Origin of the sequence: Pantoea sp. App145 (assembly GCF_047947045.1) — a bacterium.
In the GTDB taxonomy this organism is placed as follows: Bacteria; Pseudomonadota; Gammaproteobacteria; order Enterobacterales; family Enterobacteriaceae; genus Pantoea.
Window position 1 is genome coordinate 860,205 of record NZ_CP133290.1, and the last position, 14,158, is coordinate 874,362.

The 14,158-nt window shown below is 54.7% G+C and carries 17 protein-coding genes; 7 read left to right on the plus strand and 10 right to left on the minus strand.

Annotated elements, in window-relative coordinates:
* Position 1 precedes the first annotated feature (1 nt).
* The 5 genes from RCF31_RS03830 to RCF31_RS03850 are packed head-to-tail and all read left to right on the plus strand — an operon-like array spanning position 2 to position 5,176.
* Complete coding sequence (locus RCF31_RS03830) at positions 2-1,633, plus strand: ABC transporter substrate-binding protein (protein ID WP_416412560.1); 1,632 nt, start codon at positions 2-4, stop codon at positions 1,631-1,633.
* Positions 1,630-2,655: an ABC transporter permease gene (locus RCF31_RS03835; protein WP_416412561.1), complete on the plus strand. Its 1,026-nt coding sequence runs from the start codon at positions 1,630-1,632 to the stop codon at positions 2,653-2,655. Before RCF31_RS03830 ends, RCF31_RS03835 begins: the two co-directional genes overlap by 4 nt.
* Positions 2,652-3,557, plus strand: a complete 906-nt coding sequence (locus RCF31_RS03840; RefSeq protein ID WP_299452773.1) for an ABC transporter permease — start codon at positions 2,652-2,654, stop codon at positions 3,555-3,557. Before RCF31_RS03835 ends, RCF31_RS03840 begins: the two co-directional genes overlap by 4 nt.
* Entirely contained in the window at positions 3,529-4,395 is an 867-nt protein-coding gene (locus RCF31_RS03845) for an ABC transporter ATP-binding protein (protein ID WP_416412562.1), read from the plus strand. The genes RCF31_RS03840 and RCF31_RS03845 overlap by 29 nt, the downstream gene beginning before the upstream one ends.
* Positions 4,396-4,414: 19 nt before the next feature.
* Positions 4,415-5,176, plus strand: coding sequence for an ABC transporter ATP-binding protein (locus RCF31_RS03850; RefSeq protein ID WP_416413207.1), 762 nt, complete (start codon positions 4,415-4,417; stop codon positions 5,174-5,176).
* 87 nt (positions 5,177-5,263) lie between these two features.
* Here RCF31_RS03850 and RCF31_RS03855 read toward each other — a convergent pair whose 3' ends face one another.
* Positions 5,264-5,902 (minus strand): RpiB/LacA/LacB family sugar-phosphate isomerase, encoded by a 639-nt coding sequence (locus RCF31_RS03855; protein ID WP_416412563.1) that lies wholly within the window; start codon positions 5,900-5,902, stop codon positions 5,264-5,266.
* 129 nt (positions 5,903-6,031) lie between these two features.
* On the opposite strand from RCF31_RS03855, the gene RCF31_RS03860 reads away from it, so the two are divergent.
* The gene (locus RCF31_RS03860) at positions 6,032-6,355 is read left to right on the plus strand and encodes a cupin domain-containing protein (protein ID WP_416412564.1); all 324 of its coding nucleotides are present in this window, start codon (positions 6,032-6,034) and stop codon (positions 6,353-6,355) included.
* Between the two features lie 26 nt (positions 6,356-6,381).
* Here the strand turns inward: RCF31_RS03860 and RCF31_RS03865 are convergent, their stop codons facing one another.
* Positions 6,382-7,164, minus strand: coding sequence for a hypothetical protein (locus RCF31_RS03865; RefSeq protein ID WP_416412565.1), 783 nt, complete (start codon positions 7,162-7,164; stop codon positions 6,382-6,384).
* A 178-nt stretch (positions 7,165-7,342) separates the two neighbouring features.
* Positions 7,343-8,137, minus strand: coding sequence for an SDR family NAD(P)-dependent oxidoreductase (locus tag RCF31_RS03870; protein ID WP_416412566.1), 795 nt, complete (start codon positions 8,135-8,137; stop codon positions 7,343-7,345).
* A 161-nt stretch (positions 8,138-8,298) separates the two neighbouring features.
* Between RCF31_RS03870 and RCF31_RS03875 the strand changes: the two genes are divergently transcribed.
* Positions 8,299-9,162 (plus strand): DUF1932 domain-containing protein, encoded by an 864-nt coding sequence (locus tag RCF31_RS03875; protein ID WP_416412567.1) that lies wholly within the window; start codon positions 8,299-8,301, stop codon positions 9,160-9,162.
* Here the strand turns inward: RCF31_RS03875 and RCF31_RS03880 are convergent.
* The 7 genes from RCF31_RS03880 to RCF31_RS03910 are packed head-to-tail and all read right to left on the minus strand — an operon-like array spanning position 9,129 to position 13,974.
* Positions 9,129-9,707: an AAA family ATPase gene (locus RCF31_RS03880; protein WP_416412568.1), complete on the minus strand. Its 579-nt coding sequence runs from the start codon at positions 9,705-9,707 to the stop codon at positions 9,129-9,131. The two genes, RCF31_RS03875 and RCF31_RS03880, sit on opposite strands and share 34 nt — an antisense overlap.
* Positions 9,704-10,141 (minus strand): PTS sugar transporter subunit IIA, encoded by a 438-nt coding sequence (locus RCF31_RS03885; RefSeq protein ID WP_299452753.1) that lies wholly within the window; start codon positions 10,139-10,141, stop codon positions 9,704-9,706. The genes RCF31_RS03880 and RCF31_RS03885 overlap by 4 nt, the downstream gene beginning before the upstream one ends.
* A 9-nt stretch (positions 10,142-10,150) precedes the next feature.
* Positions 10,151-10,420, minus strand: coding sequence for a hypothetical protein (locus tag RCF31_RS03890; protein ID WP_416412569.1), 270 nt, complete (start codon positions 10,418-10,420; stop codon positions 10,151-10,153).
* A gap of 59 nt (positions 10,421-10,479) precedes the next feature.
* Complete coding sequence (locus RCF31_RS03895; RefSeq protein ID WP_299452748.1) at positions 10,480-11,322, minus strand: class II fructose-bisphosphate aldolase; 843 nt, start codon at positions 11,320-11,322, stop codon at positions 10,480-10,482.
* Positions 11,309-12,676, minus strand: coding sequence for a PTS sugar transporter subunit IIC (locus RCF31_RS03900; protein WP_208714967.1), 1,368 nt, complete (start codon positions 12,674-12,676; stop codon positions 11,309-11,311). The genes RCF31_RS03895 and RCF31_RS03900 overlap by 14 nt, the downstream gene beginning before the upstream one ends.
* Positions 12,669-12,983 (minus strand): PTS sugar transporter subunit IIB, encoded by a 315-nt coding sequence (locus RCF31_RS03905; protein ID WP_084874535.1) that lies wholly within the window; start codon positions 12,981-12,983, stop codon positions 12,669-12,671. The genes RCF31_RS03900 and RCF31_RS03905 overlap by 8 nt, the downstream gene beginning before the upstream one ends.
* A gap of 10 nt (positions 12,984-12,993) precedes the next feature.
* Positions 12,994-13,974 (minus strand): 6-phosphofructokinase, encoded by a 981-nt coding sequence (locus RCF31_RS03910; protein ID WP_313683437.1) that lies wholly within the window; start codon positions 13,972-13,974, stop codon positions 12,994-12,996.
* Between the last annotated feature and the right edge of the window lie 184 nt (positions 13,975-14,158).

Consider the following 14,158-nt stretch of genomic DNA (forward strand, 5'->3'; position numbering starts at 1 on the left):
TATGAACCTCTTTACCCGTTGCACAACGTGCTGCGTCGCGTTGCTGCTGCTGACGGCCAGCCCCGCCGGACTGGCTGCCACACCCGACGATCAACTGATCGTCGGGATGAATATGAACAACCTGCTGACCCTCGATCCCGCCGCCATGACCGGCAATGAAGTGGTGGGTATTGTGGTTAACCTGTATGACGGCCTGGTCGAGCTGGACCCGCATCAGTTGACCAACGTCCGTCCGGCGCTGGCGCAACGCTGGGAAATCAGCCCGGATAATATGCAACTCACCTTCCATCTGCGTGACAATGTCACCTTTCATTCCGGTAACCCGCTCTCCAGTGCCGACGTGGTGTGGTCGATGCGTCGCGTGCTGCACCTGAATCTGGCGCAAGCCTCAGTGTGGAAATCCTACGGTTTTAACAAAGACAATGTGGACCAGCTGATTAGCGCCCCGGATGCAGGTACCGTGCAGATTCGCCTGCCCAAAGCCAACGATCCGCGACTGGTGCTTTATTCGCTGGCGGCACTGGGCAGCATGGTGGTGCTCGACAGCAAAACCGTGCAGGCCCATGCCAGCAACGGTGACTGGGGCAATCGCTGGCTGACCACCCACGAAGCCGGTTCCGGCCCATTCCGTCTTGATGTCTGGCAGGCGAAAGACGTACTGCGTATGAATCGCGCGGAGAACTACTGGCGCGGTGCGCCGAAGCTTGCTCGCGTGGTGTTCCGTCATTTACAGGAGTCGCAAACCCTGCGGCTGATGATGGAAAAAGGTGATATCGATATTGCCAGCAATATGGCGTTCCCCGATGTCAAAGCGCTGCGTCACGACCCGGACCTCACCATCGATGCCGTGCCAAAAGGCACCCTTTATTATCTGGCGATGAGTATGAAGGATGACCACTTCGCCAACGCCAAAGTGCGTGAGGCGGTGCGTTACCTGGTGGATTATCAGGGGATCAATCACACCCTGATGGCCGGTTATGGCGAGCTGCATCAACGCCCGATTCAGGCCGGTATGCCCGCCACTCTGCCAGACCCCGGCTACAAACTGGATATCCCACGCGCCAAAGCCTTACTGGCGGAAGCCGGTTATCCCCACGGCTTTGATACCACGCTGCGCGTATTGGCTGACCAGCCGTTTCTCAATATCGCCATCGCCATTCAATCCACCCTGATGCAGGGCGGCATCCGCGCCAAAATCATTACCGGTACCGGTAACCAGATCTACGGAGCGATGCGCGAACGGCAGTTCAACCTGCTGGTCGGGCGTGGTGGCAGCGGCGTGGAACCCCATCCCCACTCCAGCCTGCGTTCGCTGGTGTACAACCCGAATAACGCCGACAGCGCCCGACTGACCAACTTTCAGGGCTGGCGCACCAGTTTCTACGATGCGCAGCTGAATCAGATGATCGATCAGGCGCTACTGGAACGCGACAGCGCACGTCAGCAGCAGGATTACTTCGCAATCCAGCGCCGTTACGACCAATTGATCCCGGCTCTGATGCCGATTTCCCAGATGGTTGATTCAGTGGTGGTCAACAACCGGGTGCAGGATTATGTGCCGCATCCCTCGGCGACCACCTTCTTACGTGACGTATGGAAAACGCCGGACAGCCTGGCGGGAGGTGGGCAATGAAACTGACGCGAAGCCACTGGCGCAAACTGCGCAGCCGTGGATGGCAGGTGCTGATCACCCTCACGGGGCTGCTGCTGCTGACTTTTTTTATTGGCCGGGTGATGCCAGTCGATCCCGTGCTCGCGATTGTCGGCCCGGACGCCGATCACGCCACTTATCAGCAGGTTTATCACCAGCTCGGTTTTGATAAACCGCTGTGGGTACAGTTTGGTATCTACCTTAACGGTCTGCTGCACGGCAATCTCGGCCAGGCGCTGCTGACCGGGCAACCGGTGATCAACGATATCCTGCGTGTCTTCCCGGCCACGGTGGAACTGGCCACGCTGGCAATTGTGATTGGCACCGGACTGGGTGTGCCACTCGGCGTCTGGGCGGCGGCACGCCGCAACGGCCTGGTGGATTATATGGTGCGCATCATCAGCCTCGCCGGTTATTCCACACCGATCTTCTGGGTTGGCATGGTCGGCCTGTTGCTGTTTTATGCGCATCTCGGCTGGGTCGGGGGGGCCGGACGGGTGGATTTCAGTCTCGATGGCGTGGTACCGCGCCGTACCGGTTTGCTGCTGGTGGATGCTTTGCTGGCCGGTAACGGCTCGGTCTTTGCCAACGCGCTAAATCACCTGATTTTGCCCGCCTCGCTGCTCGGCTTCCACTCGCTGGCTTACATCAGCCGCATGACGCGCAGCTTTATGCTGGCGCAGCTGTCACAGGAGTTCATTCTGACCGCGCGTGTCAAAGGGTTGACCGAGTGGCAGGTTATCTGGCAACACGCCTTTCGCAACATTCTGGTCCAGCTGCTGACGGTGGTGGCGCTGGCTTACGGTTCACTGCTGGAAGGCGCGGTGCTGATTGAAACGGTATTTTCCTGGCCGGGATTTGGTTCCTATCTCACCGGCAGCCTGATGCTGGGCGATATGAATGCGGTAATGGGCTGCGTGCTGGTGGTCGGCCTGATTTTTGTCCTGCTCAACCTGGTTTCTGACCTCCTTTATCAGGTATTCGACCCGAGGACCAAAGTATGACGATTTCGCTGGAGACACCTTATGCCAGCGCCACGCGCGAGCGCCTGGAACGCTGCCGCCGTCTGGCAGCCCGTACCGGCCAGTTTGTCTGGCGTATGGCCTGTAATCCGCTGACCGCCATCGGCGGCGCGATCATCCTGCTGCTGTTGGTGACGGCGCTGTTTGCACCGTGGATTGCACCTTATCATCCGCTGATTCAGGACCTGAATAACGCCCTGAGTCCGCCCGGCGCCCAACACTGGTTTGGCACCGACGAATTTGGTCGTGATATTTTCAGCCGCCTGGTGTGGGGGGCGCGCATCACCCTGTATATCGTGTTGCTGGTATCGGTCACCGTGGGGCCGATTGGCCTGCTGCTCGGCGTTACTGCCGGGTATTTCGGCGGTAAGGTCGATAGCGTACTGATGCGCGTCACCGATATTTTTATCTCCTTCCCCAGCCTGGTGCTGGCACTGGCGTTTGTTGCGGCGCTCGGTCCCGGGCTGGAGCATGTGGTCATCGCCATCACCCTGACCGCCTGGCCGCCGATTGCGCGTCTGGCCCGGGCCGAGGCGTTGTCGCTGCGTCAGGCGGATTTTATCTCGGCCGTACGTTTGCAGGGCGCTTCCCCTGTGCGCGTAATCTGGAAGCATATTGTCCCGCTGTGTCTGCCATCGGTGATTATCCGCATCACCATGAATATGGCGGGCATCATCCTGACCGCTGCCGGGTTGGGTTTCCTCGGTCTCGGGGCGCAGCCACCGGATCCCGAATGGGGGGCGATGATCGCCAGCGGCCGCAGCTACATGCTGGAGTGCTGGTGGGTGGTGACGGTGCCAGGTCTGGCGATTCTGGTGAATAGTCTGGCGTTTAACTTCTTAGGAGATGGCCTGCGTGACATCCTCGATCCCCGTAGCGAATAACCCCCAACCCTTGCTTGATGTGCAGGATTTGCAGGTCAGCTTCGTCAATGGACGCCACAGCACCCCGGCGGTACGCGGCGTCTCTTTTCAGCTCGGCCAGGAAAAACTGGCGATTGTTGGCGAATCGGGATCCGGCAAATCCACCGTGGGGCGCGCCCTGCTGCAACTGCACCCGCGTAGCGCGCAGGTCACCGCCCGGTGTATGCAGTTTGCCGGGATGGACCTGTTAAGTGCCACCCCGGCTGAGATGCGCGCCATTCGTGGCAAACGTATTTCGATGATCATGCAGGACCCGAAATATTCGCTCAATCCGGTGGTGCGTATCGGCGAACAGATTGCTGAGGCGTGGCGCAGCCACCACCCCGGACAGCGCGATGAAGCGCGACAACGGGCGCTGGCGATGCTCGATGTGGTGCGCATCCGCGATCCCGAACGGGTTTATCAGCTCTATCCACACGAAATCTCCGGTGGCCAGGGGCAACGCATAATGATCGCCATGATGCTGATCACCGATCCCGAGCTGGTGATTGCCGATGAACCGACTTCGGCGCTGGATGTGTCGGTGCGGCTGCAGGTACTGACATTGCTGGATGAGCAGGTGAAACAACGTGGGCTGGGGCTGATTTTTATCAGCCACGACATCAACCTGGTGCGCCACTTTTGTGACCGGGTGCTGGTGATGTACGCCGGTCGCGTGGTCGAGTCATTAGCCGCTGCGGAGCTGGGCCAGGCTCAGCATCCCTATACCCAGGGCCTGCTGGCTGCGTTACCCGATATGGACCAGCGTCGCCCGCGTCTGCCAGTACTGCAGCGCCAGGACAGCTGGCTGCAACCTTAAGGAGAGAGACATGAAACAGATGATCGGGGTACGTAATCTCAACCTCAGTTTTGGCGAAGATGAGCAGCGCCATCAGGTGCTGTTCGACGTCAACCTGGCGGTACGTGCCGGGGAGATTTTTGGCCTGGTGGGCGAATCCGGCTCCGGGAAAACTACGGTGCTGAAATGCCTCGCCGGGTTGTTCACCCACTGGCAGGGCGAGTTGATGATTGATGACCAGCCACTGGCCCATCGCATCGCACGGAATCTGTGCCGCAAGGTACAAATGGTGTTCCAGGATCCTTACGGTTCACTGCATCCCCGCCATACCATCGGCGATATTCTGGAGGAACCGTTGCAGATTCACGGCATCGGTCAGCGTCAGCAGCGGGTGATTGCCATGCTGGAGAAAGTGGGGCTGAACCGCGCCTGGCAGACGCGCTATCCTCACCAGCTGTCTGGCGGACAGCGCCAGCGCGTGGCGATCGCCCGCGCCCTGATCCTGGAACCTCGCGTGTTGTTACTGGATGAACCCACCTCCGCGCTGGATGTGTCAGTACAGGCTGAAATTCTGAATTTATTGAGTGATCTGCAACAACAGCAAAACCTGACTTACCTGATGGTGACGCATGATTTGGGGGTGGTGGCACATCTGTGCCATCGCGTGGCAGTGATGCAGCACGGCAGGGTTCTGGAAACGCTGGAAGTGGATGCGCTGGTGGCGGGTAACGCGACGGTGCCCTATACGCAGATGCTGGTGGAGGCGAGCCGGCATCCACAGGTGCGGTCCATAATGGCGTGATGTCATACGCGATAAATCGCGCCGCTACGGTTCCGAACAGGTTGTAGCGGCACGATTTATCACGCGTCGTTTATGGAAAAACCCGAATCAGGCCACCACCTCACGCACAAAACGCACGATCTCGTCGTTTTGTCCATGTTCGAACAGGCAGTGCTGGAGACGCGGACCGCTCAGGGCAGTTTTCACCAGTTCCGGGGCAATGGCGCGCAGTGTATCGAGATAATTTTCCTTGTTCACCGCTGCTTTTACCTGGTTCAGCAACCCGGCGTTACGCACCTGCGGCTCTCTGCGCTCCGGTGGGTAACCCAGCCCTTTCTCACCGGTAAAGGCTTTTTCAAAGATAAAACGCAGGTTGAGTTCCGCGCCCCAACCGAAGCCTTTAGCGAAAGGCAGCGACAACGCATTACCATTGTTAATTTGAGCAAACAAATACGCGTCGGCCGGGTCGATACAGTAGCCGCACACCACGCCGGGATGGATGTTCAGCGACATCAGTGCACCCTGGCCTGTGCCGCAACCGGCGATAACAAAATCCACCGCCCTGCTGTTCAGCAGCGCGCTGGCCATGATACCGAGATGAATATAGGTAAGATGATGATCCTGCTCGTCGCTCATGCCAACGTTAAATACCTGATGGCCCAGCGGCTGTGCCACTGACTCCAGTTCTTTCAGTACGATAGCGTTTTTCGCTGCCTGGCTGTTTTCCATCATTAACGCAATTTTCATGATCCATCCTTCACATTAAATTGAAACACCGTTTCATTTTAATCAAAGGACGCTAAAATGCAGCAGTGAAAACCCTTTTTAGTTGTGAGATCGCTCACACAACAGCGAGACAATACGCGAGGAGCAACCATGTTTATCTACCGCGATGCCACACAGGTTGAGGATTTGGGTAATGGTGTCACCCGCCGGGTGCTGGCACACGGCGGCCGCATGATGGCAGTTGAAGTACATTTTGAGACTGAGGCTGTTGGCCCATTGCATCATCATCCGCACGAGCAACTGACCTATGTACTTTCTGGTCGCTTTGCTTTCACCATCAATGGCGTCACCAAAGAAGTCAGCGCCGGGGATACGCTGTATAAAGCCCCCGATGTGGTGCATGGCTGCGTCTGTCTGGAGGCAGGCACGCTGCTGGATACCTTTACTCCGCAGCGTGAGGATTTTCTCGGATAAGAGAGAAACGGGGCCGATTGGCCCTGTTAATTTTTAATATTGAAGATTCTTTCTGCCTGGTTTTCATTTTTTTCCAATGAGAGAATGTGAGGCAGTTCATCAGATTTACCTTCTAACCATTGGAAAATCTCATTATCCAGCTGTGCAATGGACTTTCTGATATTCTCTTCCGCTTTATTTGCCGGTTGTTTTGCATCAACAATATCTATCAGACCTTCCAAATTCAGTTCACAGATATGTTTATTCTCATCAATGACAATTTGCTTGGCGACATTATGCGCCGCTATGATACTAAAACCATAAAAATCACCAGGCATAAAACTCGGGTTCTCTCCGAACTTACCATGCTTCTGGCAATAGATCCGTAAGTCACGAATAGTTGATAGCTCAGGAAAACTGAAGCCCCGATTTTTAAATAACAAGGTGATTGCCGACAGGGCTGAGAGGTCATACTTTTTCTGTGGGGGGTTGTTCAAATCAACCGGTTCGCCATTTTTCACCTTCTGATCATACTCTTCCTTCTGTTGCTGATATTCCTTCTTTTTCTCATTATTGGCTGTAAACGCAACCTGTTCAAGGTGGTCATAAACCTGGCTTCTGATAGTCGTGACTGATTGGTCATCGAGGATGATATTATTGAAAGATTCTAACCGTTTCGATATCCCATCGGCAGATAAAATCATATCATGCGGAAAATTATCATGACTTATTAAGCTTCGTTCAGGTTTCGCTTCTTCATTATTATTTTTATAAGAATTCGTATCTATACATCGCACAAAGGAATTAATCGCGTTGGACAGGATTGACATATTGGCTCATCGTGTTGGTAGAATTAGTAATGATAAGGTGAATATAGTGAAGTCAGAGGCGGACGGCTTTCGAATTTAGACATAATCTTTCGCTTTTGCACCGCAGAGAACTTACTGTGCAGATATTATTCTATGCAGACTAACGCTGGGTCACCCTGGCTGGTGACCCATGTCATCATCACACAATATCATCCACCACGCCGCCATCGACGCGCAGCGCGGCACCGGATGTCGCCGATGCCTGGGTTGAGCAGACATACACCACCATATTCGCCACCTCTTCGACGGTGGCGGCGCGCTGGATCACCGAACTCGGACGCTGGCTCATCACAAACTCTTTTGCCAGCGTCTCCAGCGATTTGCCGGTGCGTTTCACCTCGGCTTCCATCATGCTGGCAAAACCATCGGAGATAGTCGGACCGGGCAATACGCTGTTCACCGTCACCCCGGAACCCGCTACTACTTTCGCCAGCCCGCGTGCCAGCGACAGCTGTGCGGTTTTGCTCACGCCGTAATGCACCATGTCGGCCGGAATATTACGTGCCGATTCAGACGAGATAAATACCACGCGACCCCAGCCTTTTTTCACCATATCCGGCAGCAATGCCCGCGACAGTCGCACACCAGACATCACGTTGGTCTGCCAGTACGCTTCCCAGGTGTCGTCGTCGGTGGCAAAAAAATCCTTCGGACCGTAAATCCCGGCGTTATTCACCAGAATATCAATCGCGGGCAGTCCCTTCAGCAAGGTATCCGCGCCCTGCGCACTGCCCAAATCCGCAATCACCGTGTGAATTTTGGCCCCGACAACCGCCGCGTTAAGTTTTTCCCGCGCCCGGCTAACGGATTCCTCACTGCGTCCATTCAGCACCACTTCTGCCCCGCTCTCTGCCAGGCCCTGAGCGATGGCAAAACCAATGCCGCCGGTGGATGCGGTGATTAACGCTGTCTTGCCGTGTAGATCGATTTTCATAACATTCTCCATGTTGCACGATAAATTGAGATCAGCATCACAAAAGCCTGGTGGATGCTGGCGTATCTGCATTGACGAAACATGCTTTGTAACCAAAGAGTGACGTCCGTCAGACCAAAATACAGCCACACTCAATTCTTTAACTCCCGTGAGATCACATCATGAAAACCCTTGCCTTTGCCGCACCGGGTGCAATGGGCGCGGCAGTTGCGGCAGTGCTGACCCGGCACGGTGCCCGCGTCATCAGCCCGTTAAGCCAGCGTTCTGCCGATTCCCAACAACGCGCGCGTGCCGCACAGATCAACGATGCCAGTGAAGCCGCGCTATGCGAGGCGGATATTATTTTTTCCATCCTGCCGCCGGAATCGGCTCTCAGTTGGGCGCAGCAGATGGCACCACACTTAGCCGCCGCCACACGTAAACCGTTGTACGTCGATTGCAACGCCATCAGCCCGGAAACGCTGCTCCAGGTGGCAGCGGTGATTGAGGCCACTGGCACACCTTTTGTCGATGGCGCGATCATTGGTCTGCCGCCGGGAGAGAACAATCCCTCCGGGCCACGCTTCTGGTTTTCCGGTCCGCATGCCAGCCAGCTGGCAGCACTGAGCGATTTGGGCCTGCGGGTGCGGATCATGACTGCGGAAAACGGGGCGGCATCGGCGCTGAAGATGTCCTATGCCGGGATCAATAAAGGCATCACCCTGCTCACGTCGGCGATGCTGATTAATGCCAGCCGGGTTGGCGCGGCCGATGCGTTACGTGAAGAGATGGCAGAAAGCCAGGCAGCCATGCTGAAAAGGATGGAAAAAGCCGCCCCGGATATGCTGCCAAAAGCCTGGCGCTGGGCGGCGGAAATGGATGAGATTGCCACGCTCAACCAGGGTGAGCTGGCAACCGATCGCCTCTATCAGGCACTGGGGGATATTTGTCGCCAGCTGGCGGCGGACCGCAAAGGCGATCAGCAACTCAGCGCCCTGCTGACCACCTTTTTTCACCCGGATACCGATAGCGAACGCGCAGGCTGACGCTGCAACTGACGTTGTAACCACGCCTGTGCAGCGGCCTCGTCCGGTGCGCAGGCATCCAGCTGCAACACCGGACCTAGCGCCATCGGTTGCGCGCGTTCAGCCAGTTGCCGCAGCTCGGGTAAGTATTCTGCCCCTGGATGCCCCGGCATTCGCTGTGCCAGGCGCGCCTGATAGCGCGCCACCACCTCATCCGGTGAGATTGCCATCCATAGCTCCAGCACCCGCGTCACCCCTGCACTTTGCAACCCCTCCTCCAGTACCGCTTTCGGCTGAAAACCAAACCACGCATCAATCAGGTAAACACAGCTGGCCGGTGCCTGGGCGACGATCTTCCAGATCGCCTGATAGGCCGCACAGCCAAGTTGACGATTACGCAGGCGATCCACCGGCGCAAAGCTGGCCATAAAGGGTTCCTTCAGACTATCCAGCGTCAGTACCGGTAAGCCAAAGCGCTGCGCCACACCGCGCGCCAGGGTGCTTTTGCCGGAAGCCGGGATGCCGTTGACCAGCACCACACATTTCTCTTCAGTGAGCGTCGTCATAGGATGTCGATGACCTCCGCGGCACTGGCGGCCTTGCGCAGCCTCACCAGCGTTTCTTCGTCCTCAAGCAGGGTGACAATGGCGCGAATCCCCTCTTCGATATGCGCGTTGCTATCGCGCGCACCGAACATGATGACAATATCCGCCTTGTCACTCCCGGCAAAGGATATCGGTTCCTCCAGCACCATCAGGCTGAAACAATCCTTCAGCACGCCGGTTTCCGGTCGCGCGTGGGGGATAGCAATCCCCTCTTCAAACACATAGTACGCGCCGTGCGTCAGGGTGTTGGCGATCACCGCCTCCGGGTAGGAGGCTTTGACATACCCTCCGCTGACCAGTGGCTGTGCAGCCAGCGTAATCACCTCGCGCCAGTCGCGGGCGTCAATGCCCACCTGAATAGCATTCGCCTCCTGCAACAGTTGTTTGATGCTCATGCCTCCTCCTTAAATCGATTTGCGAATGGTATTGCGCAGCTCATCGATTTTGACGAACAGCGGATCAATCTCCTGACGAAAACGGCGGCTTTTAGCAAATAAACTTAATGCCCGATTATATTCCAGCATTAATTGTTTTTGCGTTTCACCCGCGCGCGGATTATTTGCCAGTTCCTGCTCCAGTGTGGTTATTTTCTCGCTGATGCTTTCAGCCTGACGATCTATTTCCTGCTCGTCCGCCCCTTTATTCTCAGCGGCCTTTTTCCTGAATCCAAACATAGCGTCTCCTGCCCCGAATGGCGCCAGGGCACCTCAGGTTAATACGTCATGAAAGATGCTCAGCGGAACAACTGAATTTTTTCGACCAATACATCAGTAACGGCATCGTTAGCGGGCACCAGAAAATTGCGCACACTGTCGTTTACTTTGCCCTTTTCGAACGTCTGTTTACAGCGCGCCACCCATTGCACGTTCATTTCTGTGCCGACGTTCACTTTTTCAATGCCGCTGCGCACCGCCAGACGCATATCTTCATCACTGACGCCGGTGCCACCGTGCAGCACCAGCGGCGTATGAGTCGCTTCGGTGATATCTGCCAGGCGCTGATGCTGGATATGCGCTTTACCGGTGTAGAGACCATGCACTGTGCCGATGGAGATGGCTAACATATCGACGCCGGTTTCATCCACAAAGCGTTTAGCATCGTCAACCGTGGTGAATGAGGTTTCGTTCATTTCCACCGATTTACCATCTTCTGAGCCGCCAATCGCCCCCAGTTCCGCTTCGACCGACACATGTAACGGGCGCGCCATATCAATCACTTTACGCGTATTGGAAATATTCTCTTCAATCGGCAGATGCGAACCGTCATACATCACCGAACTGAAACCCGCATCCAGCGCTGTCTGGATCGCATCAAGATCAGAACAGTGATCGAGATGCAGGCAGGTGGGTACATTTTTACTTTCTGCCAGTGAGCAAATCGCATCGACCAGCAATTTATGACCGAGATATTTCGCCGTACCGGTGGAGATCTGAATCATTAATGGGCTGTTGGTTTTTTCTGCCGCTTTAAAATAAGCCGGTAACATTTCCAGACAGTGCAAATTAAAAGATCCGAGCGCTTTAAATTCACGTTGTTTAGCCACCTGTAACAGATCGGTAAAGTTATAAAGTTTCATGAATATTTTCCTCGTGAGGTTTCGTAGATTTTCCGTTAACAAACCAGGCGATCAGGGTGATGAAGACAATAAACAGGGCGACGAACAGCCAGTTATTCTGGAACGCATGACCGAGTACCAGGCCGGTACTGATGACATCCGAATCGCTGAAGGTCACGCCGGTGAAACCGTAGCTTTCCAGCATCGGCACCAGAATCGCGGGCAGCAGCGTAATAAACAGGCCGTGGACAAAACCGCCGATCATCGCACCACGACGACCGCCGAGTGCGTTACCAAACACCCCGGCCGTGCCACCGGCAAAGAAGTTAGTCAGCAGGCCGGGCAAAATCATCGCCAGACCAAACATCGGGAACACCAGCATGCCGACGACGGAACCCAGGGTAGTGGCAAGGAAGCCGACGATCACCGCGTTTGGCGCATAAGGGAACATCACCGGGCAATCGAGCGCCGGTTTGGCATCCGGCACGATGCGCATGGCGATGCCGCGAAATGCCGGGACCAGCTCATTCAGCAGCAGACGCACGCCGCTATACAACACAAACACCCCGGCCACGAACTGAATCGACTGCATAAAGGCATACATCAGGTAGTTCATACCGTTACTGTACTGGGCAATAAATGCCGGGCCTGCTGCCACCGCCGGGATCAGGTACATCGGCACCATCACCACCGCCATCGACAAATAGGTGTCCTGGAGAAATTTGAAGTTATCCGGCAGCTTCAGGTCTTCGGTAGAACGCGATCCTTTACCCACCACCTTCGCCACCGCCGCCGTCACCAGATAGCCAATGGTGCAGAAGTGGCCGAGGGCAACGTCGTCCGAGTCGGTAATGCGTCGCACCACGGGTTGTGCCAGCGCGGGCATCACCACCGCCATTACGCCACCAAAAATGCCGCCGGTAAGGATCAGAGGTAAGCCTGTCAGCCCCGCTTTGTAGCCGATCACCGCACCGATGGTCGCCATCCACAGCAGCGCCTGTCCGGTAAGGAAGATGTATTTGAACGGTGTCAGACGGGCAATAATGATGTTGACGATAAAGATCACCAACAGCGTCAGCGCCACTTCTGAACCCAGCTCGCGGTTCGCTAACCCGGCAATCGCAGCAACGTCGGTGATATAACCCTGCATGCCAAAGCCGTGGGTAAAGATGGTGTTGAGGAAGGTCAGCGTGCCAACAATAATGTTGATACCGGCCATCATAATTAAGAAACCGAGCAGCGTTTTAAAGGTGCCTTCCACCACCTTGCCTGCTGATTTTTTTTGTAGTAACAAACCGACCAGGGCAATAAAGGCAATCAGAATCGATGCCTGCCCCAGCAGATCTTTTACCAGGAAGTTGATCACACTATTCATGGTTAGCAACCTTCATGTTGTGCTCTTTCATAAATGCCACGATTTTTTGCTCAATTTCCGCTTTATCCGTCAACCGGTTGAGAATAATCACCCGCTTCATTTGTTCCGGGCTGGCATCGGCATTTAATACATCGGCAAATGCTTTCTGGGTTAAAATGATGTCGGATTTAAATGCGTTAGCTTCGGAAATGGTGGTGTGATCAATATCCGCCTCGATTTCCAACTTCTTTAATACTGCTTTGGCGCTCATTTCGATGGCGAAACTGGATCCCAGACCACATCCGCATACACATAATATTTTCAGCATGGCTATCTCCTCACAGAATATGCAGTTGTTTAGCGAGTTTGTAATGATGCCCTTCGGTGTCGACCAGGCGTTTTTTCATGCTTATTAAATCAATGGGTATCGGTTTATTGCTGCCATTAATAATGACCGCTTTATTGCGCATTCCCGACTGAATACAACGCGCGACTTCACTGGCCATAATGGTCCCCTGGTAAATTTCCTCACAGGTGGGATCGCCATTACGCAGGCCATAACCGATGATGGTTTTACGGATACGCACGCCAATCATCGGTTCCAGTTGTTTAATTAAGGTATCAATCGCCCCCTGAAACCCCGGTGAATATTCACGGGTGTAGGCTTCAGAGCACAGAATCACCACGCTATTCTGTTCCGCCAGACGCTGCGAGACGCGCTGCGCCAGCTCCTGCAACGGAATCTGACATTCCGGGATCAGAGCAAAATCCGCATTCGATTTAATCGCCGATTGCAGCGTTAACTCACCACAGTAGCCCCCCAGCAGTTCCACCATAAATACCCGCCCCGGCAAACCACGGCCGGTATTACGTAACTTCGTAACTTCTTTTAATACCTGTTCGCAGGCGGTGGAAAAACCAATGGTGTAATCGCTGCCGAATACGTCATTGTCAATTGTCATGCCGACGCCAAAACAATTCACACCAAATTCACTCAGCGTATGCAGAAATTGCAGCGAACCATCACCACCCGCCATAATCAGCACATCGATACGCAGTGATTTAAGTTGTTTGGCAATAGACTCATATTCTGGCCGAATGAGTTTCCGTGTCGGCCTGCCCGACTGCATTACCGGAATGGCGGCGATGGCGTAATCCACTAAATCACGTTGCGCCATCTCCTGATGTTTATTTTCCAGCAAACCCGGAATGCCGCCGTTAAATAACACCATTTCTGCCTGCGTTAAACGAGAAATCTGAAAAATAAAATTATTTATGCCGGTAACATCACCACCACTGATCACCATGCCAATTCTCATTGTTCCCACTCCTCACGCTGTGCTTCTGTGATTCATTCTTCCGATGAAGAGGGATTATATTTGCAATGAAGATCACATTTTCACTACGTATTTATTCACTCAGATTGTTGACACGGTGCCTTGAACGCCAATTTCTGTGATTTATATCACATGATAAATTATTCCCCATTCCGGTAATTATTAT